Consider the following 20525-nt stretch of genomic DNA (forward strand, 5'->3'; position numbering starts at 1 on the left):
ATTAACAATTGATTTTTGTTGTTTTGGCAAAAATAGCCTCGGTTTCACTCTGCTTACATTTTTCATTTGCTATGTGCCTGCCATCCACTAACATACGGCACTGGTACCCCGTTGGACTAAAGCTAAGGAGATGCAATGCACACCCGTTCTGATGAGTTAGAAATTCTGCTTGCCGTGGTGGATCACGGTAGTTTTTCAGCTGCGGCAGATGCGTTGAACATTCAGGTCGCTAAAGTCTCAAGGGTACTGAGCAAAATAGAGAAGCAACTGGGGGTTACTCTGCTTAACCGTACTACCCGTCGTTTGCAATTGACTGAAGAGGGGCTCTATTTTGTTGAATCGGTAAGGAAGTTTTTGCAGGAATTTGAACAGGCAGAGCAGTCACTGCTTTCTCTTGGTGATGAGCCTAAGGGGAAACTGCGTGTTGATGCGGCCAGCCCGTTTATCATTCACCAGTTGGTTCCGCTGGTGGAAGCCTTTAAAGCCAAGTATCCCCTTATTTCTCTGGATCTGACTTCCCATGAGGAGTATGTCGATCTTCTGGAGAATAAAACCGATGTTGCCATCCGTATCGGCAGCATGCCCGATTCAACCCTTCACGCCAGCCACTTGGGCACCAGCCCGCTGCATATCGTTGCCTCACCTGAGTATCTGAAAAAACGCGGCACACCTGTCCGTGCTGATCAGTTACAGGATCACAGCATTATCGGTTTTACCAGCCCCAAAATACTTAACCGCTGGGGGCTGAAAGACGACGTGTATATCGAGCCCGAAATTTGCGCCAGTAATGGTGAGGCTGTCAGGCAACTTGCTTTAGCGGGTGTCGGTATCGCTTATCTCTCTAACTTTATGGTTAAGCAGGATATTGAACAGGGCAGGCTGGTTTCTATATTGTCGTCAGAGATGACACCTATGCCGGCAAGAGAACAGGTTAATGCGGTTTACTATAAATCATCATCTGTTGCCTGCCGAATCTCGGTGTTTATTGAGTTCTTAAAACAGAATCTTGATCTGTAATATGTGTATTCAGTTAAATTTCTTATAAGGAAAATTAAATTTCTTACTCTATTTTTACCGGCGATAAAAATATTATTTAACGTCTGTTATTTCTAATGCATCAAATCATTTAACCTATTAACTTTTATTCCTTGCTTTTCTAATGCTATTTTTGACTTTCGTCACGCTTGACTGGTTAGTGTTTACTAAACATGCACTTATGTCACTTATGGTAAGGTTAAATATAAGAATCGATCACGGTTCTGGTAAGTTAAATTAATCAGATTACATTTTTTAAGTACACTATTTATCAAGTCTCTCCCTATCAATAGCTAATTTAATTCTGTTTTAAATACCTATTTAACTATGACTTACATCACATTCACTACGGATTGTTATTTTTCTGATAGCCAGTAAAAAAAATCTGAGTTGTTCCCTTTTCTGCTAAAGACAAAAATAGTGATGACTTTTTAAACCCAATCATATTAATAAAAGGATATAACATGAAACGGTCGATTAAACCTCTTGTATCGCTTATTGCGCTGGGTGTTTCCCTTGCATCGGCTCAGGCCTGGGCAACCACTATCGGTTTCTCACAAATAGGTGCTGAGAGTGCGTGGCGTACAGCGGAAACTGAATCTGTGAAAGCAGAGGCGGCAAAAAGAGGCGTCACACTTAAGTTCTCTGATGCTCAGCAAAAGCAGGAAAATCAGATTAAAGCCATTCGTTCATTTATTGCACAAGGTGTGGACGGCATTATTCTGGCACCGGTGGTAGAAACTGGCTGGGAGCGGGTACTGAAAGAAGCAAAAAGAGCGGGTATTCCTGTTGTGTTGGTGGACAGGGGCATCAAAGTAAAAGATGAGAGTTTGTACCTGACTAAAGTCGCTTCTGACTTTGTTTTTGAAGGTCGGTTAGCCGCAGCATGGTTAGCGCAGGAAACGCACGGACAGGCCAATGTTGTAGAGCTTCAGGGCGGCCCGGGTGCTGCGCCGGCGATCGATCGTAAGAAAGGTTTTGATGAAGTATCTGCTATGTTCCCGGGAATGAAGTTGTTGTCTTCCCAGACAGGTGAATGGACAAGAACTAAGGGTAAAGAGGTAATGGAAGCCTTCCTGAAGGCACACGGTGACAAGATTGATGCGGTTTATGCCCACAACGATGATATGGCGCTGGGTGCGATTCAGGCAATCGAAGAGTATGGCCTTGATGCAGGTAAAGATGTTCTGGTGGTCTCTATCGATGGGGTGAAAGCGGCTTTTCAGGCCATGGTCGACGGTGATTTAAATGCCACTGTGGATTGTAACCCTCTGTTGGGCCCTCTTGCATTTAATGCTCTGGAAAAAGCATTTAAAGGGCAAAAAGTGGATAAGTGGGTTGTTACACCAGACAAGATCAACCTTCAGGCTGATGCCGCTGAGATGATCGACAGTCGTAAGTACTAACAGCAGATGGCCTCCGGTTATACAGCCGGAGGTCATTTCTATTTTTTATACCTGATGCAGCATAGTGGCTGTGCAGAGCATCATGTGTTTAAAAGGTGCCGTTATTGCAGCCGTTATTGCAGCCGTTGTTTTCATAGGCGCCTTATTTTTAGAAGCAATCAAATCATGCGAAATGACACAATTCTTAGTATTCAAAACCTGAGCAAATCGTTTCCCGGTGTTAAAGCGCTTAATCAGGTGCAGTTTGAACTGTTCCGCGGTGAGATTATGGCTCTTCTCGGGGGCAATGGCGCAGGAAAGTCCACCTTAATCAAATGTATGACAGGTGTTTACAGTAGTGATGAGGGCAGTGTCTGTCTGGACGGCAGTGATATTACAAACCAGACTGCTGAATCTATACAGAGTCAGGGAATAAGTACGGTTCATCAGGAGGTAAACCTGATCCCTTCCCTTTCTGTGGCTGAAAACATCTATTTAGGCAGGCAACCTTATAAAGGCGGAAAAATTGACTGGCACTATATGAACAGCCGCGCGACAAGCCTGCTGGCGGAGATGAATGTCCATGTGGATGTCACCAGAAACCTCAATGAGTATTCATTAGCCATTCAGCAAATGGTCGCTATCGCCCGTGGTGTGGATATGTCCGCCAAAGTGCTGATTCTGGATGAACCCACGGCAAGTCTCGACAGTCAGGAGTGTGATGAACTGTTCACCCTGATGAAAAAGCTGAAGGCAAAGGGGATAGGTATCATCTTTGTTACCCATTTTCTTGATCAGGTCTATGCGGTTTGTGACCGTATTACGGTGCTTCGGAATGGCCAGTATGTAGATACTAAACCGGTCAGCGAACTGCCACAGGTTGATCTGATTGCCCTGATGTTGGGTAAGGCTTTGCAGAATGGCTACCAGAGTGAAAAACATAAGCATATAGCAGATGAGAGTGAGGTTCCCTTCCTGAGTGCTGAAAATATCGGCCGCAAGGGGCTAATCAACCCTTGTAACCTGACCCTGCGACAGGGGGAAGCAATGGGGCTTGGCGGTCTGCTGGGTTCGGGACGTACTGAGTTAGCCAAGTTGCTGTTTGGGCTGGAAAAACCAGATTCGGGCACCTTGAAGATAAATGGCGAAGTGAAGCAGTTTCAGTCACCGTATGATGCCATAAGGCAGGGGATGGCATTTTGTCCCGAAGACAGGAAAACCGAAGGGGTTATTGGTGAGCTTTCAGTTCTGGAGAATATGATCCTGGCACTTCAGGCTAAGCAAGGCTGGGCCCGTATGTTGAGCATCTCAGAGCAGAAAGAGATTGCCCGCCGCTTTATCCGTTCCCTCAACATTGTTACTTCGGATATTTACAAACCGGTAAAAGATCTGAGTGGCGGTAACCAGCAGAAAGTGATTCTGGCCCGCTGGCTGGCGTCTAATCCTTACCTTCTTATTCTTGATGAGCCGACACGTGGTATTGATGTCGGGGCTAAATCAGAAATTCTTCAGATTATTGATGAGCTGTGTAAACAGGGTATGGCCCTGATGGTTATCTCGTCTGAACTGGATGAGGTGGTGGAGTTCAGTGACCGGATTGCGGTACTTAAAGATCATCATAAAGTCGGGGAGCTGAGTGGTGATGAGATTTCGTCACAGAACCTGATGGAAGCCATTGCTCAGGAGGCAGTATGAATACTCTGAAACTTAAAACCGCTGTGGCTGAATCCGGCCAGCTTCAGCAGGTACTTCATAGCCGGTTGTTTTATCCCTTGCTTGCCCTTGGTTTGTTGCTAATGTTCAACCTGATAACGGATCCTTCTTTCTTTGCGATCGAGCTGAAAGACGGCCACCTGTTCGGCAGTGTTATTGATGTACTGAACCGTGCCGCTCCTGTTGCTTTGCTTGCTATAGGCATGACTCTTGTTATCGCCACCGGAGGCATTGACCTCTCCGTCGGTGCTATTATTGCCATTTCCGGCGCAACCTGTGCTTACCTGATTGAGCAGCAGATAGTGACGTCGACTATGGCCATTATCAGCTGCGGGATTTTGGTGGCTATGCTGGCCGGATTATGGAATGGCGTACTGATCACCATGCTGGGTATTCAGCCTATTATTGCCACTCTGATATTAATGGTAGCGGGGCGGGGTATTGCCCAGTTGATTACTAATGGCCAGATTGTCACTTTCAGCCATGAAGGTTTTGAGTTTATCGGCGGTGGTTTTCTGTTTGGTCTGCCTTTCTCAATCATATTGGTTGGCCTTACCTACGGCCTTACTTACCTGCTGCTTAAGAAAACGGCGCTCGGGTTGTTTATCGCCTCCATTGGTGCCAATCCGGTCGCCAGCCGCTATGTGGGGATCAAGGAGCCGTTAATCAAGATTCTTGTCTATGTGTTCAGTGGTTTATGTGCCGGTCTGGCCGGAATGATTCTAACCAGTGATATTCAGGGAGCTGATGCCAACAATGCTGGTTTATGGTCGGAACTGGATGCCATTCTGGCTGTGGTTATCGGCGGCACGGCGCTAACGGGTGGCCGGTACTACATAGGTACAACTCTGATCGGGGTGCTGATTCTGCAAACCATGACCACCACCATTCTGACTAATGGCCTGCCGGTACAGTTTACTCATATGGTAAAGGCAGCGGTGGTGATTCTGGTTATGTTGGTGATGTCACCTAAATTCAGGAGTGAGTTAAAGTCACTGAGTGTTTCAACAAAGACAAGTAAGGGCAAGAAATGAACCTGAGATATATGCCTCTGTTTGCCACTGTGGTGGTATTTGTCGCGCTGTATAGCTTTGGATCGATACAGTTTGATTCCTTCTTCTCCATGAGGGTGTTTACTAACCTGTTTACTGACAACGCCTTTCTGGTGATTACGGCTATCGGCATGACTTTTGTCATTCTGTCCGGCGGAATCGATTTATCCGTAGGCTCTATGATTGCCTGCGTTGGGGTAAGTGCCGCTGTGCTTATTGAGCATATGCAGCTTCATCCTATTCTGGCCTTTGCCATTATTCTGTCTGCGGCTTCTCTGTTTGGGGGCTTTATGGGGCTGCTGATTGAGCGTTATGAGTTACCGCCGTTTATTGTCACCCTTGCCGGAATGTTTTTCCTGCGTGGTCTTTCATTTGTTATCAGTATTGAGTCGATACCCATTACTCATCCTTTTTATGATGCAGTAGCCGACTTCTCCATTCCATTGTTTGATAAAGGCAGTTTAACCGTCAGCAGCTTAATTATGTTTCTGGTACTCGGGCTGGCGATATATATGGCTCACTACACCCGTATGGGGCGTAACATTTATGCTATCGGAGGCAGCGAACATTCAGCAAGATTGTTGGGGATTCCGGTTTCACGAACCAAGGTGATGATCTATGCCATGAACAGTTTTCTGGCGGCGCTGGGAGGTATTGTTTTCACCTTCTATACCTTCAGTGGTTATTCTCTTGCCGCGATGGGACTGGAGCTGGACGCGATTGCTTCAGTGGTGATTGGCGGCACCTTGTTAACTGGTGGTGTTGGTTATGTATTTGGTACCTTGTTTGGCGTTCTGATTCAGGGGGTTATTCAGACCATTATCTCTTTCGACGGTACCCTGAACAGTTGGTGGACTAAGATATTTATCGGGCTATTGCTGTTTATCTTTATCGCCATGCAGCGCTTCCTCTCTTCCGGTAAGTTAGTCAGCTTTATTGAGAAGTTCAGGGTGGCAAAAGCCGATAAGATAGCAGTGTAAAGTAACGGCAGGGATGCGGAGAATGCGGGATAACAGAGTAAAAAGCCTTAAAATAGATAACCGGAATCTGCTTAACCGGCCCTTTCGGGTGGCAATTCTGCTTAACTCAAAATTCTCCGCCCACTGCCGGATCCTCTCCGGTGTGAGTGATTATGTGCAGCAACACGCTATTAAATGGTCTGTGGTACTGAATCATGAGCTGAGGTACCGCAAAGGAGAAGAGTTAGATCTCTGGTTTGACGCAATTATTGCTGACTATAACCAGCCTCATATACGCCAGTTGCTGGAACCGTTGGATATTCCGGTTATCGGCCTCACCAGCGGAATGGACCAACTGGAACATCAGGTGAGGCATCCGGTTATTACCCTTAATAACACAGAGATCGTTTCTATGGCTTATGAGTTTCTGTTAGCCAAGGGAATTGATCATATCGCCTTTTACGGCCTAAAAGATGATAACAGCGGCAACTGGCAGACTTCCCGCCTTGATCACTATCTGGATCGCCAGCAGGGGCGGGGGAAAAAGAACTTTGTTTATATGGGTAATAAGGCCAGTTTTACCAGCTGGACAGAAGAGCTGGATAGCTTGTCTCACTGGCTGGATGGTTTACCTAAACCGTGTGGTGTCATTGTCACCAGTGATGTCAGGGCGCGTACATTAATATCAGCCTGCGAGTCCCGTAACCTGATTATTCCCGATGAGGTTTCTGTGGTGAGTATCGGTGACATTCAGCATAGTGAGTTTTTCCAGCCCGTCTCTCTTTCTACCGTGGATCCAAATTACTATCAGATGGGATATCGTGCCGGTGAACTATTGGCGGCTTCCCTGAGTGGATCCAAGGTGAAAAAACAGACGCTGATTAAACCGGAGCTTATCTCTGAAGGTAGCAGCACCGACTTCAGGGCGGCGGTTGATCACTCTGTTATCCGCGCTCTGCATTTTATCCGGCAAAACTACTCTAACGGAATCAAAGCCCAGCAGGTGATCGACTACGCCGGTTGCTCCCGTACCCTGCTGGAACAGAAGTTTAAAGCTCAGGTAGGCCACTCTATTCACAATGAAATTCATAACCTGCGACTAGAGAAAGTATGCCGGCTTTTGATTGAGGAAGAGGCTCTGAGTATTGCTGAAGTGGCTAAGTTATCGGGTTACCCTTCCAGCCAGTACCTCTATGAGCTGTTTCGTAAGGAGTTCGGCTTGACGCCGACGGAATATAAACAGCAGTCGTTGCAATCCTGCGATGCAGAGCAGGCTTAAAGATAAAAGTCAGTGCCTGAGTGGGAGCGCAAAAACGGTGTACCACGATAGTGCGGCAGAACTCAATATTAAGTTCTGCCGGCACTAATGCTTAGCTTTTTCAGCCGGTATAGAAGAGGACTTGCCCCGCATTAAGCTCGGTAAATATACTCCCAATCTTTAAATACGGGCTGTAATCCGTTTTTCTGCATTGCATTCGCAACTTCTTTGGTTTTACGCTGATCTGAAACCGAAAACTGTTCCAGTTCCTTCGCTGTTTTGGCATAACCTCCCGGCTGGGTTCTGGACTCAGCCGATATATTCGTAATGCCGAGAGGAACCACGTTATCGCGAAATGCTGAACTTTCCCGGGTAGAGAGTGATAGTTCAACAGAAGGGCTGAATATTCGGTAAGCGCATATTAGTTGTACCAGTTCCCTGTCTGATATCTCATTGATTTCCATATTCATTCCTTCACATGGACGCAAGCGTGGAAAAGATACAGAATAGCGGGTTTTCCAGTATCGGTTTTCCAGATAGCGAAGATGACTGGCAGTGGCAAAACTGTCAATGCGCCAGTCATGTAACCCTAGCAGAGCTCCAAGACCGACTTTATCAATTTCCGACTGACATAATCGCTCGGCCGTTTCCAGCCGGAAATCAAAATCGGTTTTATTGCCCCGGAGGTGATGTCGTTTATAAGTATGGCGATGGTAGGTTTCCTGATAGACATAAACCGCATTAAGACCAAGTAGTTTTAACTCGCAATACTCTTCTGCAGAAAGAGGCTGTACTTCCAGCGCCACATAACTAAAGTGCTCTTTCGCTAGAGGTAACACCTGCCGGAAATAGTTTATGCCGACCTTACGTGTGTGTTCTCCGGTCACCAGCAATATCGAGTCATAACCCTTTTGCTTGATAGCAAGAAACTCCTCCCTGACATCTTGCATCGATAAGGTTCGCCTCTTAATGCGGTTTTCCATTGAAAAACCGCAATAAGTGCAACTATTAGAGCAAAGGTTAGAGAGATATAGCGGAATATAAAACGATACGGTCGCACCAAAACGCTGACGGGTTAACTGCTGAGATTTATGAGCGATCTGTTCAAGATAAGCTCCGGCAGCCGGTGATATCAGTGCTTTAAAATCTTCGATATCACATCTGTTTTTCGACAGAGCCTGTTCAACATCACGCCCGCTCTTTTGCATAATCTCATCTTTAACTGTTTGCCAGTCAGAATCCGTTATCCATTGCGAAAATGTCATACTGACTCCTTTAGAAAGTCAGTTAAGGGGCTGGTCATATTGGCGCAAGCGCTAACCGATCCCAGCCCCGCTTCATAAGCGGTTCTGCCGCTTTCAACGGCCTGCTTAAAGGCATGTGCCATCTGAACGGGGTCAGATGCTACCGCAATAGCGGTATTTACTAACACAGCGTCAGCGCCAATCTCCATAGCATAAGCAGCATGAGAAGGTGCGCCGATTCCGGCATCGACAATCACCGGAACCTGAGCCTGTTCAATAATGATTTCAAGAAAGTCGCGACTGACCAGGCCTTTATTTGTGCCTATTGGCGCACCCAATGGCATAACCGCGGCACAACCGACATCTTCCAGCCTTTTGCACAAAACTGGGTCAGCATGGGTGTAGGGCAGGACAGTAAAACCGTCCTTAACCAATTGTTCTGCCGCAGCGAGAGTTTCTATCGGATCTGGCATCAGATAGAGAGGGTCGGGATGTATTTCCAGCTTTAACCAGTCAGATCCTATAGCCTCACGCGCCAGATGGGCGGCGTAAATAGCTTCTTTAGCGTTTTTTGCACCTGAGGTATTGGGCAACAGGTTGACTCCGATTTCACTCAGAGGGCTAAGAATATCGTCCTGACGGGTATGCCGGTCGACCCGTTTGAGTGCTAACGTTGCCAGTTGTGAACCGCTGGCTTGTATCGCTTCGGCCATAATGTTACCAGATGAAAACTTACCGGTTCCGGTAAACAGTCTGGATGAAAATTCCTTATCAGCTATACGTAACATATTAACCTCCTGCAATGACCCGGAAAACGGAAATACGGTCGCCGTCACTCAACATATAGCCATGCCACAGACCGCGGGTAACAATCTCGTCATTGACTGCCAGAGCACTGCCTTTTTGAGCGATATTTAGTTTGCCTGCCAAATCTTCAATACTCAGAACATCCGCCCCCAGTTCAACCAACTCATTATTAATCCATATTTTCACTGTCATTCTCCTTTGCTGCTTTTGACCCTGAGGTGATAAATGCCGATATCTGATTTGCTGCTTTTTCTCCACATACAGGGCATTCGGGATCGCGATTCAGACGGTATTGCTGCCATGTCATTTCCAGACCGTTAAATAAATAAAGCCTGACGCTTTTTGAGCCGGGACTCTGTGTCAGCATTTTTATTCCTTCCAGCGCCTGAAGTGCACCCACAGCGCCGACTACCGGCCCTGCCACCGCCCCAGCCTGACAGCTCTGATCATCTGTTTGTTGTTCAACAGTGCAGTAGCAGCGGTAACAAGGTGTGCTTTTATTGCTGAAATCGAAGCTGATTAGCTGCCCCTGCCAGCCTATTGCTGCACCCGTTATCAGCTTTTTACCGGCTTCATAACAGGCCAGATTGATACTCTGTCTTGCGGGGTAATTATCAGTACAGTCGATGATTAGATCTGCCATCATAACTTCTAGCTTTAGCCGTTGGCCGTCTAACCGATCATCCACTGTCCGGATTCGTACGTTTCGGTTCAGCTCATAAAGTTGATTGGCAAGAGCCACTGACTTGTGGTTTCCCAGATCATATTCCCGGTAAGCAAGTTGACGATGAAGGTTACTTATTTCCAGCTTGTCTCCGTCAGCCAGAACGAGTTGTCCGATCCCGGCTCCGGCCAGATATTGACTGACTGAGCTGCCCAGACCACCACAGCCGATAATAAGTACCTTTGACTGCAACAGCTTTTTTTGACCATCCTGACCAAAATGTTCAAGGGAGATTTGCCTTTGATAACGGACAATGTCTCCGTCTGATATTTCATAGTTTGTTATCACGACTTTTTCCTTATCCGGCCATTAATGCGATTAAGCTTGCTACAGCGGCGTCAGGTTTACAGCGTTCGGTAATGGCACGAACTACTGCAACACTATCTACGCCACAATCCATTACCGAAGCTATGTTGCTCTCATCAATACCGCCAATAGCCACAGTTGCTATGTCGGTCTCCATGGTTTGATTGATATAATTTACCGCTTGTTGGTAGGCGTTGAGCCTCTCCGGACCTTGAGGCTCAGAAGGCATTTGTTTGGTCGTAGTCGCGAATATATGCCCTAAGGCTAAATAGCTGGGCTTAAACAAAGCCGCTGTTATCAGCTCTTCAAAGCTGTGGGTTGAGATACCAAGGCGAAGTCCTGAGTTCAGTATTGCCTGCATATCTGCGCTGAGCATATCTTCCTGACCAAGATGCACACCATATGCTTTGTGTCTGATGGCCAGTTGCCAATAGTCATTAATATAGATCTGTGCCTGAAACCGGCGGCCAAGTGCGATTGCCTGCGCAATTTGTTGTTCCAAATCTGCCTGCTCCGGGTTCTTAATCCTTAGCTGTATCGTCTTGATCCCCAAAGGCAGTAGTTTTTCAATCCAGCTGACATCATCCACCACCGGATACAGAGCTAACTTGTTCCGGTCCGTTGCAGGATAAGGCGGGTTGTTATTCTGCTTAGCATGTTTATCCAGATGGCTTTTAAATTGCTTAAGCTCATGTGCCAGTACTGTATTTAATATGCCGGTTATATCGGGGCTGTCTGGCTTGTTTAAGATTTGATTGCCGCACATTACTCCTCCCCTCCTTCCACCGTTAAACTGTAGATTTTCGAGCCGGCATTGCGGAACTGTTGTGACTTTTTGCGTAACTCTGTTTCTACTGAAGAAGCGCTGCTTAGGGTTAAACCGCCCTCTTTGTTCATTGCTTTGACTTCGTGAGAGATTTTCATTGAGCAGAACTTAGGTCCGCACATTGAACAAAAATGGGCAACCTTACCTGATTGTTTTGGAATGGTTTGGTCGTGAAACTCACGCGCAGTTGTAGGATCGAGCGCCAGATTAAATTGATCTTCCCAACGGAACTCAAACCTTGCTTTGGACATAGCGTTATCCCGTATCTGAGCCCCGGGGTGTCCTTTTGCCAGATCAGCCGCGTGTGCTGCCAGTTTGTAGGTTATTAAGCCTGTCTTAACGTCGTTTTTATCCGGAAGGCCAAGGTGCTCTTTCGGGGTGACATAACACAACATGGCACAGCCGTACCAGCCAATCATTGCAGCCCCGATACCAGAAGTAATGTGGTCATAACCGGGAGCAATATCCGTTGTTATCGGGCCCAGTGTATAAAATGGTGCTTCATGACAGTGTTTAAGCTGCTCATCCATATTCTCTTTAATCAACTGCATCGGGACATGGCCGGGGCCTTCAATAATGACCTGAACATCGTATTGCCAGGCAATTTGGGTCAGTTCACCCAGCGTATGCAGTTCTGCGAACTGGGCTTTATCATTTGCATCAGCAATTGACCCCGGGCGTAATCCGTCACCAAGCGACAGTGCGACATCGTACTGAGCACATATTTCACAAATTTCCCGAAAGTTGCTGTATAGAAAACTCTCTTGATGATGAGCCAGACACCACTTGGCAATGATTGAACCTCCACGGGATACGATTCCGGTGACTCTGTCCACCGTCATTGGTACATGGTGAAGACGTAATCCGGCATGAATAGTGAAATAATCGACGCCTTGTTCGGCTTGTTCTATCAGAGTATCGCGCATAACCTCCCAACTGAGGTTTTCAGCAATACCGTTGACCTTTTCAAGTGCCTGATACATAGGTACCGTACCGATAGGCACAGGGCTGTTACGCAGAATCCATTCTCTGGTTTCGTGAATATTTCGTCCGGTGGAGAGATCCATTACGGTATCTGCTCCCCAAAAAGAGGCCCAGATCAACTTCTCTATCTCTTCTTCAATGGAAGAACTTACTGAAGAATTACCTATGTTTGCATTGACCTTAACTAAGAAGTTTCGGCCGATAATCATAGGCTCTGATTCGGGATGGTTAATATTGCAGGGAATAATTGCCCGTCCCTCTGCCACTTCTTTGCGAACAAACTCCGGCGTGATCTCTTCTGGTAAGGTTGAACCGAAGGCTTGTCCCATATGTTGATGTGCAAGTTGAGAGTCTATGTTCGTAGCTCTTCGCATATTCTCTCTGATGGCAATAAATTCCATCTCTGGAGTGATAATGCCTTGTCGCGCATAGTGAAGTTGAGTGACGCGCTTACCGGGTTTTGCGCGTCGAATGCGCGCATTATGCTGAAAGCGCAGTTCATCTAACGTGTCGTCACTAAGGCGTTGATTGGTATATTCAGAGGAGGCCTGCGTCAGGTGATGAGTGTCTGCCCTTTCATCTATCCACGACTCTCTAAGCAATGGCAGCCCACGATAAATATTGATTGTATGCAGAGGATCTGTGTAGGGACCAGAAGTATCGTAGACCGAAACCGGGTTATTTGGTTCAAATATAGGTTCTTCAGGTGTGCCTGAAATCAAGGTATCAGAAAGAGTGATGGAACGCATTGGGACACGAATATCATCTCTGGAACCTTGAGCATAAATTTTTTGAGAGTTTGGGTAAGCTTGAGTGGTAAGCGAATCTATAAATTGCTTCGCTTCCTCTCTTTGATGTTTGCGACTCGACATGCATTTTTCCTTTTATTCAGAAATAAAATGCTTGCCGGATTGATGCTACAAGAGTGATCAGGGCGCAAAACTGCACCTGACAACAGATAGGTTTCACCAGACAGATCTCTGGCAAAAAAGACATCTTCTCTTGTTCCCTTCGCAGGTATTAGCCTGATCAGGTTCAACGGATCCCGAATAAACGGTCTCAGCCAAATGGCACTCCGACAAGTATGGCGCCCAGTATGGGCACGACAAAGGTTATAGCAGAACTGTTTGTAAACCAAGCAAAATATGAAAATCAGCGGAGCTTTTATTGACGTTTTAACCGGGACTTATGATTGCTTGGCTGAAAAAGTCAGTGCCCTGAGTTTCCTGAGCGTATTTTGGCCTTAATTTTCTGGCTGATATTGCCCGGGGTTGTCAGTACAAAGGATTTAAATTCCCGTGTCATATGAGCCTGATCGGAAAAACCTTTGGCTAAAGCGAGGTCGGAAAGGGGAGTGTCAGGGTTATCCCTCAGATACGTTAAACTTGAGTGTACCCTGCGCAGGCGCTGATACTTTTTCGGGCTCATCCCAATCCATTGATTAAAATTTCGTTCAATCTGCCTCTGGCTGGTTTGAAATTGTTCACCGATTTTACCTTGTTCAGTGTGACTGAGCAGTTGGTTTCGCTTTATTAATTCAGGATCATTCAGGTCGAGATGCGTACTACACCAGCGATACATAGTGGTGAGCTGGCTAGTCAGTTTTGCTTCAGATAATAGAAGAGAGTATAGGCTGCTGATAGAAGGGATTGACCCGGTATCCGCTTCAACTGCAGTGATATCCGAAAATGAATCGGGCATCATTCCGGGGTGAAAGCGGATACCACAAAGCTGCGTGTTTTCATTAATTTCTATAATCTGGGTCGTCTTACTGTTCTTCTGAACATAGATATCCTGATTAACCGAAGTATCGGACAGGCAGATATCTCCCCGGATCAGAAAAGTGACCCCGGAGCCGCCGTCACAATATAAAGGTTTACGGACAGGGCTATGTTCGGTTGTCCCATTGCGCACCGACCATATTGCCTGAATATGGCCGGATAGCTTTCCTTTAGGTTTTATGATTCGAAAATCCATTCTTCTTAATCTTTGATTTAAAGCTTAACTAGGACAGGCTGCCTATTTCGGGTTTAAACACCTTTGCGATCCGGTTCCAGCTATTGATAGCATTGACCGCCAGAGTAAGAATAACCAAGCCCTGTTCACCAAACGCATCCAGTGCTGACTGATAGTCTGCTTCAGATGCGGTTCCGTTAAGGGTGAGTTCCTCTGCCCAGTTCAGGGCAATGCGTTCATTAATACTATATAGTGGCATCTCCCGCCATGCACTTAAGCCTATCAACCTGTCTGCCTGTTCACCACCTTTAAGCGCATCTTTACTGTGCATATCAATACAAAAGGCGCATTGATTGATTTGTGACACTCTCAGTTTTACCAGCTCCCAAAGAGTGTGTGACAGCTGGGATTGTTGTTCAAACTGGTTTCGCAGGTAGGTCTCTTGTTCCAGCAAAATCTGGATACCTTCGGGTGCTGCATTAAAGTAGTTGATTCTCTGACTCATTGATTTATCTCCTTTGTTCAGACTGTGGTTTTGTTCAGACAGTCATAGAGTAAAGGCGAGCAAAGGAGGAATATTGAAGAAATTCGACATATGGGCAGATTAGTTGCCCGACACTCTATTAATTTTCCGGGCGAAACGACACGCCATGCCATTTATGGCGAAACGCCAGCGGCGATTCCTGCGTGGCTTTTTTAAAAAAACGGCAAAAGTAAGCGCTGTCTTTATAGCCCAGTTCGGCGGCAATTGTCTTAATGGCTTTATTACTGAAGGCGAGTAAACGGCGGGCCTCTGTGATGGTTTTCTCATGTATCAGTTGAGTAACGGTTTTACTCAGAAAGTGCTGGCTTAACTCATTCACTCTTTTACTACTCAGGGCTAGTTTATCAGCGTAAAAAACAGCATGTTTATGTTCTGTGTAGTGGTTATCGATCAAGGAAAGCAGTTGCAGCATACGGGAGTTGTCTCCGCGGGCATCCGATGTCGCCGGCTGATAACGGGCGACATAACGTAAAAAACCGCTAAAAAGCAGATTAAGCAGTTCGTTATCGGTTGTGTCGTTTTGTAGTTCTTGTTGCAGGATAGCCAGCAGGTGGCGTAAGTCTTGCTCTCCCTGTGCATCAACCACAATGGAAGGGTGCTCAGAGCGGTTTTGAAAAAAGATTTTATCCAGCAGGGACTGACTTCTGGTGTCTGTCCCTAATAGGGAAGAGTTAAAAGAGACGGCATACATACGTTTTGGCAGAGCGGTGCAGTGGTGCACCTGCCCGGGCGTGATAAAGTAAATATTCCCCGCCTGTAACGGATAGTCGAGAAAGTCGATGCTGTGGCTCCCTTCTCCTTCTAATGTCCAGAATATTTCGAAATACTCATGCCGGTGCGGTTCTGCCGACTCAGGAATGCGGCAGTTCTCCAGCAGCTCTATATCCAGAAAGCGTTTATCTGCCAGCGTCTTAATTTCTAGCATATGCGGTTATCTCTTATTATCTGCCTATTCAATTCATTCAATCTTCAGTCGTACTCTCAGCATATCTAAGCCTGCCCCTGATAACCAATATATCCATTAGATTTCGGAAGATAGTGCAATAGCTGGTGCAGATTATCCTGTTTCCAATGCAACCTATTTACCGGAGAATCTAAATGAAAAGAGTTCTCAACAAAGAGTGCTCATTAAATAGATTTTATTTAGGTGCCGGACAGAGCCGCCTTCTGTTCAGCCTGATTTGGAGTTAAACAAAATGACACAACAAGTGATTGAAATCGGCACTATCTCTACGCCCTATAACCAGTTAAGTGACTGTCCCAGCAATGTGGATGATAAAAACGGCCCTTTGTGCGAGCTGCTTCTGGAGCCGGAATATCAGCAAGGCATTGAAGGGCTGAAGGTTGGCTGCCAAATTGACATTCTCTATTGGTTACAAGATACCAAGCGGGATCAGATCTCTCAGGTATCGGTTCACCGCTCCGATAACAACGAGCCGACAGGGGTGTTTTCTCTTCGTTCTCCTAACAGGCCAAACCCCATTGGTCTGGCAAAACTAACCATAGCCGAAATTGGCCAAGGACGCATTGTGGTGCGTGGTCTCGACTGCCTTAACGGCACCATGCTGGTGGATATCAAGCCGTCTATCACCCAATAGGCTGAAGTAAGCTTGACAAAAAAGTAATACCCAATTTGAGGAGAGTGAAATGTCTGTCACAAGCATAGTAAACCAAGACAAAAAATATTCCCGTGCACAGGGCATCGGCATTGCGGTAATTGGTGCAGCACTAATGAGCCTTGATCCTGTGTTTATCCGCTATTCAGGTGTGAGTGGTTTTGATACCGCGTTTCTGTTTGGCCTGTTTACCGCTATTTCAATGTCGCTATTAATTCAGCTAACCAACAAAGCCGGCCTGATCCGCACCATGATTGAGAGTGGCTGGCCGCTGGTGGTTGCAGGCCTGTTGATGGTGGGCAGTGCCTCCGGTTTAGTGTTTAGTATCAAGAACACCTCTGTCGCCAACACCTTTGTGATTCTTAGCAGCACGCCGGCCGTTGCAGCCATATTCAGCTGGATTTTCCTGCGTGAAGTGACCAGCCGTAAAACCATCATGGCCATAGCAGCAGTTATCGCTGGTATTGTAATCGTGCTATCGGGCTCTGTGGGGGCTGGCCACGGTGGTTCAGGCACGGGTCACTGGAGTGGCGACCTGATGGCGGCTGGTGCAGTTATCTGCTTGTCTCTGATGTTTGTCCTGCTGCGCAAATATCACCATGTTAACCGTATGGCGAGCGTGGCATTGGGCGGACTATTTCTTGCTATTGTGATGTCATTTTTTGCTGAACCGTCATCCTATTCGACAAACACTTGGCTAATTATGGCGGCAATGGGCATGTTCTCTGCTCCTTTAGGCCGCGTGCTATCTAAGGTGGCTACCCGTTACGCTTCTGCGCCGGAAGTGACCATGACCCTTATGCTGGAGACGGTGCTGGCACCAGTGTGGGCATTTCTGTTCTTTCGCGAGATACCGGCAATGAACAGCTTTATCGGCGGTTCCGTTATCTTTATCACTATTGTGATTTATACGCTGGATGCGTTTAAGTCGGAATCCGGCAGGGACTAATCAGGCGTTTAAGTTCGCAAAACAGGGCGGGAATCTGCTATTTTATACAAGTTGCTTTGTACAAGCTGCAATATGGAATAGTAAAGGATAACTATGATTTCTCCCCCGAAAGCACCTGATGAGAATATCAGGCTAAATACCCTACATAGCCTGAATATTCTGGATACAGATTCCGAAGAGCGGTTTGATCGCTTAACCCGTCTTGCCTGCCGGCTGCTTTATGTACCGATAGCTCTTGTCAGTTTAGTGGACAGTAACCGCCAGTGGTTTAAATCCTGCTACGGGTTGGGGGTAAATGAAACCGGTAGGGATGTCTCTTTCTGTGGGCACGCTATTCTGGGGGATGGGGTATTTATCATCAATGATGCTTTAGAGGACGAACGTTTTTTTGATAACCCATTGGTGACCGGTGAACCTTATATTCGCTTTTATGCCGGAGTGCCGTTGAAGATGGCGGACAATTCTAAAATCGGCACTTTGTGCATTATTGATCATAAGCCGAGGAATCTGACTGACGATGAGATTAAAGATCTGACGGATCTGGCTAAGATGGCAGAGCAGGAGCTAACCGCCAAGTTTACTGCCGGAGTGGATGAGTTAACAGGTATCTCTAACCGGCGCAGTTTCTCTTACCTGAGCAGCAAAGCGCTTCAATACTGTCAGACCGCTTCTTTGTCGGCCTCACTTATCTTTTTTGACCTCAATAAGTTTAAGCAGATTAACGATGAACATGGTCACCAAAAGGGTGATGAAGCTCTGATCACTTTTGCTCAGTTACTGGTTCGCTGTTTTCGTGAGTCCGATGTGATTGCCCGCATTGGCGGCGATGAGTTTGTGGTCTTGATGCCGGGCGCAACAGAAAAAGACAGCCAGAATAAACTTAAGCGGCTGGAAGATGAGCTGACGGAGATAAACAGCAGCGGCCAGTTTCCGTTTGATATTACTTTCTGTTATGGCATCACTCAGTCACACCCTGAACAGGCACAGGATATCGAAGCGCTTATCCACGCTTCTGATGAGAAGATGTACTGTATGAAGGGCATGCGGTAACCATCGCTATCCTTCCTCACGCTCCCGCGTGGGAATGCATACGGATGGTTAATTGAGAGTTTGATATACACTCCCACGTAGAACATGGAAGCAAGTGCTTCTTCTAAAACAATAAAACCCCGCATTGCGGGGTTTTATTGTTTATAAGCTAAAGATGATTATCCACCAATTACGCCACCATCTTTGCGGGTGATGGCAATAACCGATGAGCGTGGGATGCTTTTGCCGCCATCTGGGAAGTGAGATGCGGCGAGTTTTTCACCCGGATGCTGCACACCGACAAACATGGTTTTGTAGTCCGGTGAGAACGTCAGGCCGGTGATCTCACTGGCAACAGGGCCGGTCAGAAAGCGGCGAATTTCACCGGTAGACGGGTCACTACAGAGCATCTGATTATTACCCATTCCGGCAAAACCATCCTTGTTTTTGTAGTTACCATCGGTCTGAATCCACAGGCGACCAAAACGGTCAAATCCGATGCCGTCCGGGCTGTTAAACATATTGTCTTTGTTGATGTTATCTGAGCCTGCCATTAACCCTGATGAGTGAACTTCAGGGTTGCCTGCCATAACATAGATATCCCACTCAAAGCTGTTACTTGTGTGGTCACTGTTTGTTGGTTGCCAGCGGATAATATGGCCGTATGGGTTCTTTTCCCGTGGGTTAGCGGCATTCAGTGCCTGACTCTCTTTAACACCACGGTGTTTATTGTTAGTCAGGGTGCAGAACACGGAATTGTTGTCCGGATGAACGGAAACCCATTCCGGTCTGTCCATAGTCGTAGCACCAACCTGAGTCGCGGCAAGGCGGGCAAAAATCATTACTGAGGCTTGATCCGGAAAGCCATTCTCAGGAGTCAGCCCGTTTTTACCCCATGTCAGCTCCAGCCACTCGCCTTTGCCTTTTTGCTCGCCCATAGAACCGTCAAACTTAGCAACATAAAGGGTGCCTTCTTCCAGCAGATCCTTGTTTGAAGCTGAGCCCGGTACGTATTTGTTTTTCGAGACAAACTTGTACAGGTGTTCTCCGCGCTCGTCGTCGCCAAGGTATACCACAGCGTGGCCAGAGCCATTGATAGTCAGCGCGGCGTTTTCATGCTTAAAACGGCCGAGGGCGCTGCGTTTTTTCGGTGTTGAGTTCGGGTCCATCGGGTCGATTTCAACAACCCAGCCCATGCGGTGCGGTTCGTTAGGGTTTTTAGCCATATCGAAACGCTCATCATGTTTGTACCAGTGATAGCCCCGGTCTTTGTTTTTCAGGCCATAGCGTGCGTAAGTGTCACCGAGGTTTACATCGGAAGAGGCGCCGAAGTAACCGTTGAAGTTCTCTTCACAGGTAAGGTAAGTGCCCCATGGTGTTTCACCATTAGCACAGTTGTTCATTGTGCCGAGTATCTTCATACCAGAAGGATCTGCATCAGTTTTTAACAGCTGATGGCCGCGGGCAGGGCCGGTCATTTCCATCTCAGTAAAGGCTGTTATGCGGCGGTTTAGTCTGCCGTTGGGGTTGATTACCCATTTGCCGTTTTGTTTGCTTAGCTCAACAACGGAAACACCATGTGCTGCCTGAGATTTACGCGCGTCGTCGGCACTGATATTTTTGCCCTGATGGGCGTAAAGATACTCGTTGTTGGTGTATTCGTTATTCACTGCCAGTACGGCGCGGTTGTCAGAAATAGGGAAGAAAGTCATACCATCGTTGTTGTCACCAAACTGCTTTTCCTGAGCTAGCGAGTTGTTTGACTGGCTGAACTCTGGTGCGCCGGCGAAAATTGGATCACCCCATGAGATAAGGACATCAGCCTGATATCCCTGCGGAACGATAACCTTGTCGGCAGTGGACATTGGCACTGCCTTAAATCCAAGCAGGTTAGATTTGGCCGGTGCTGATGCTGCAATGGCCTGACTCAGCGGGCTGGTGGCAAAGAATCCGACAGCGCCGGCAGCACCACTGTTTTTCAGAAAGTTTCTGCGTGACATAGCCGCTTCAACCATGCTGTTAAATTCCGGCTCGTGCTCCAGCGGGCGTTGATCGTTCTCTTGCTCGAAATGATTCATTTTTGACTTCCTTTCCGTAGTAATAATAATGCGCCTTTTGTCAGGCTGTTATAAATCGCA

At 46.9% G+C, this 20525-nt stretch carries 18 protein-coding genes, 1 pseudogene and 1 riboswitch; of the genes and pseudogenes, 9 read left to right on the plus strand and 10 right to left on the minus strand.

Annotation, left to right across the window (positions count from 1 at the left end):
- Positions 1-135 precede the first annotated feature (135 nt).
- The 6 genes from PK654_RS16600 to PK654_RS16625 all read left to right on the plus strand — a co-directional run bounded on the left by PK654_RS16600 (position 136) and on the right by PK654_RS16625 (position 7423).
- Positions 136-1017, plus strand: a complete 882-nt coding sequence (locus PK654_RS16600; RefSeq protein ID WP_271700082.1) for a LysR substrate-binding domain-containing protein — start codon at positions 136-138, stop codon at positions 1015-1017.
- A gap of 482 nt (positions 1018-1499) precedes the next feature.
- A complete protein-coding gene (locus PK654_RS16605; protein ID WP_271700083.1) occupies positions 1500-2441 on the plus strand; it encodes an ABC transporter substrate-binding protein in 942 nt (313 codons plus the stop codon).
- A 165-nt stretch (positions 2442-2606) separates the two neighbouring features.
- Positions 2607-4115 (plus strand): sugar ABC transporter ATP-binding protein, encoded by a 1509-nt coding sequence (locus tag PK654_RS16610; protein WP_271700085.1) that lies wholly within the window; start codon positions 2607-2609, stop codon positions 4113-4115.
- On the plus strand, positions 4112-5167 hold the full coding sequence (locus tag PK654_RS16615; protein ID WP_271700086.1) for an ABC transporter permease: 1056 nt from the start codon (positions 4112-4114) through the stop codon (positions 5165-5167). The genes PK654_RS16610 and PK654_RS16615 overlap by 4 nt, the downstream gene beginning before the upstream one ends.
- Positions 5164-6165 carry a galactofuranose ABC transporter, permease protein YjfF gene (gene yjfF, locus PK654_RS16620; protein ID WP_271700087.1) on the plus strand — a complete coding sequence of 334 codons (1002 nt, stop codon included), beginning with the start codon at positions 5164-5166 and terminating at the stop codon, positions 6163-6165. The genes PK654_RS16615 and yjfF overlap by 4 nt, the downstream gene beginning before the upstream one ends.
- Before the next feature lie 22 nt (positions 6166-6187).
- Positions 6188-7423: a substrate-binding domain-containing protein gene (locus PK654_RS16625; protein WP_271700088.1), complete on the plus strand. Its 1236-nt coding sequence runs from the start codon at positions 6188-6190 to the stop codon at positions 7421-7423.
- A gap of 131 nt (positions 7424-7554) precedes the next feature.
- On the opposite strand, the gene thiH is transcribed toward PK654_RS16625, so the two are convergent.
- From thiH to PK654_RS16670, 9 genes and pseudogenes are all read right to left on the minus strand, one after another.
- The gene (gene thiH / locus PK654_RS16630; protein ID WP_271700090.1) at positions 7555-8667 is read right to left on the minus strand and encodes a 2-iminoacetate synthase ThiH; all 1113 of its coding nucleotides are present in this window, start codon (positions 8665-8667) and stop codon (positions 7555-7557) included.
- Positions 8664-9434, minus strand: a complete 771-nt coding sequence (locus PK654_RS16635) for a thiazole synthase (protein WP_271700092.1) — start codon at positions 9432-9434, stop codon at positions 8664-8666. The genes thiH and PK654_RS16635 overlap by 4 nt, the downstream gene beginning before the upstream one ends.
- Position 9435: 1 nt before the next feature.
- Entirely contained in the window at positions 9436-9639 is a 204-nt protein-coding gene (gene thiS, locus PK654_RS16640) for a sulfur carrier protein ThiS (RefSeq protein WP_271700093.1), read from the minus strand.
- Positions 9623-10465 (minus strand): HesA/MoeB/ThiF family protein, encoded by an 843-nt coding sequence (locus tag PK654_RS16645; RefSeq protein WP_271700094.1) that lies wholly within the window; start codon positions 10463-10465, stop codon positions 9623-9625. The genes thiS and PK654_RS16645 overlap by 17 nt, the downstream gene beginning before the upstream one ends.
- A 16-nt stretch (positions 10466-10481) precedes the next feature.
- A pseudogene (thiE, locus tag PK654_RS16650) lies at positions 10482-11114 on the minus strand (thiamine phosphate synthase); the annotation flags it as partial.
- A 134-nt stretch (positions 11115-11248) separates the two neighbouring features.
- Positions 11249-13165, minus strand: a complete 1917-nt coding sequence (gene thiC, locus PK654_RS16655) for a phosphomethylpyrimidine synthase ThiC (protein WP_271700095.1) — start codon at positions 13163-13165, stop codon at positions 11249-11251.
- Positions 13166-13282: 117 nt separating this feature from the next.
- Positions 13283-13381: riboswitch (TPP riboswitch) on the minus strand.
- A gap of 121 nt (positions 13382-13502) precedes the next feature.
- Positions 13503-14270, minus strand: coding sequence for a helix-turn-helix domain-containing protein (locus tag PK654_RS16660; protein ID WP_271700096.1), 768 nt, complete (start codon positions 14268-14270; stop codon positions 13503-13505).
- 28 nt (positions 14271-14298) lie between these two features.
- Positions 14299-14754, minus strand: a complete 456-nt coding sequence (locus tag PK654_RS16665) for a carboxymuconolactone decarboxylase family protein (protein ID WP_271700098.1) — start codon at positions 14752-14754, stop codon at positions 14299-14301.
- A gap of 118 nt (positions 14755-14872) precedes the next feature.
- Positions 14873-15718: a helix-turn-helix domain-containing protein gene (locus PK654_RS16670; RefSeq protein WP_271700099.1), complete on the minus strand. Its 846-nt coding sequence runs from the start codon at positions 15716-15718 to the stop codon at positions 14873-14875.
- A 271-nt stretch (positions 15719-15989) separates the two neighbouring features.
- Between PK654_RS16670 and tsaA the strand changes: the two genes are divergently transcribed.
- The 3 genes from tsaA (at position 15990) to PK654_RS16685 (ending at position 18408) form a co-directional block, all read left to right on the plus strand.
- The gene (gene tsaA / locus PK654_RS16675) at positions 15990-16391 is read left to right on the plus strand and encodes a tRNA (N6-threonylcarbamoyladenosine(37)-N6)-methyltransferase TrmO (protein ID WP_271700101.1); all 402 of its coding nucleotides are present in this window, start codon (positions 15990-15992) and stop codon (positions 16389-16391) included.
- Between the two features lie 49 nt (positions 16392-16440).
- Positions 16441-17358: a DMT family transporter gene (locus PK654_RS16680; RefSeq protein ID WP_271700103.1), complete on the plus strand. Its 918-nt coding sequence runs from the start codon at positions 16441-16443 to the stop codon at positions 17356-17358.
- Positions 17359-17451: 93 nt separating this feature from the next.
- The gene (locus tag PK654_RS16685; RefSeq protein WP_271700104.1) at positions 17452-18408 is read left to right on the plus strand and encodes a sensor domain-containing diguanylate cyclase; all 957 of its coding nucleotides are present in this window, start codon (positions 17452-17454) and stop codon (positions 18406-18408) included.
- 158 nt (positions 18409-18566) lie between these two features.
- On the opposite strand, the gene PK654_RS16690 is transcribed toward PK654_RS16685, so the two are convergent.
- Complete coding sequence (locus tag PK654_RS16690) at positions 18567-20465, minus strand: PhoX family protein (protein ID WP_271700105.1); 1899 nt, start codon at positions 20463-20465, stop codon at positions 18567-18569.
- Positions 20466-20525: the final 60 nt, after the last annotated feature.

This window comes from Vibrio sp. SCSIO 43137 (genome assembly GCF_028201475.1).
In the GTDB taxonomy this organism is placed as follows: Bacteria; Pseudomonadota; Gammaproteobacteria; order Enterobacterales; family Vibrionaceae; genus Vibrio.

Coding starts and splice junctions, on each gene's coding strand:
- PK654_RS16605 (WP_271700083.1), top strand. CDS start 1,500: ATGAAACGGTCGATTAAACCTCTTGTATCGCTTATTGCGCTGGGTGTT.
- thiH (WP_271700090.1), bottom strand. CDS start 8,667: ATGACATTTTCGCAATGGATAACGGATTCTGACTGGCAAACAGTTAAA.
- PK654_RS16680 (WP_271700103.1), top strand. CDS start 16,441: ATGTCTGTCACAAGCATAGTAAACCAAGACAAAAAATATTCCCGTGCA.
- PK654_RS16635 (WP_271700092.1), bottom strand. CDS start 9,434: ATGTTACGTATAGCTGATAAGGAATTTTCATCCAGACTGTTTACCGGA.
- PK654_RS16665 (WP_271700098.1), bottom strand. CDS start 14,754: ATGAGTCAGAGAATCAACTACTTTAATGCAGCACCCGAAGGTATCCAG.
- PK654_RS16610 (WP_271700085.1), top strand. CDS start 2,607: ATGCGAAATGACACAATTCTTAGTATTCAAAACCTGAGCAAATCGTTT.
- tsaA (WP_271700101.1), top strand. CDS start 15,990: ATGACACAACAAGTGATTGAAATCGGCACTATCTCTACGCCCTATAAC.
- PK654_RS16690 (WP_271700105.1), bottom strand. CDS start 20,465: ATGAATCATTTCGAGCAAGAGAACGATCAACGCCCGCTGGAGCACGAG.
- PK654_RS16615 (WP_271700086.1), top strand. CDS start 4,112: ATGAATACTCTGAAACTTAAAACCGCTGTGGCTGAATCCGGCCAGCTT.
- PK654_RS16660 (WP_271700096.1), bottom strand. CDS start 14,270: ATGGATTTTCGAATCATAAAACCTAAAGGAAAGCTATCCGGCCATATT.
- PK654_RS16670 (WP_271700099.1), bottom strand. CDS start 15,718: ATGCTAGAAATTAAGACGCTGGCAGATAAACGCTTTCTGGATATAGAG.
- PK654_RS16625 (WP_271700088.1), top strand. CDS start 6,188: ATGCGGGATAACAGAGTAAAAAGCCTTAAAATAGATAACCGGAATCTG.
- thiC (WP_271700095.1), bottom strand. CDS start 13,165: ATGTCGAGTCGCAAACATCAAAGAGAGGAAGCGAAGCAATTTATAGAT.
- PK654_RS16685 (WP_271700104.1), top strand. CDS start 17,452: ATGATTTCTCCCCCGAAAGCACCTGATGAGAATATCAGGCTAAATACC.
- yjfF (WP_271700087.1), top strand. CDS start 5,164: ATGAACCTGAGATATATGCCTCTGTTTGCCACTGTGGTGGTATTTGTC.
- PK654_RS16600 (WP_271700082.1), top strand. CDS start 136: ATGCACACCCGTTCTGATGAGTTAGAAATTCTGCTTGCCGTGGTGGAT.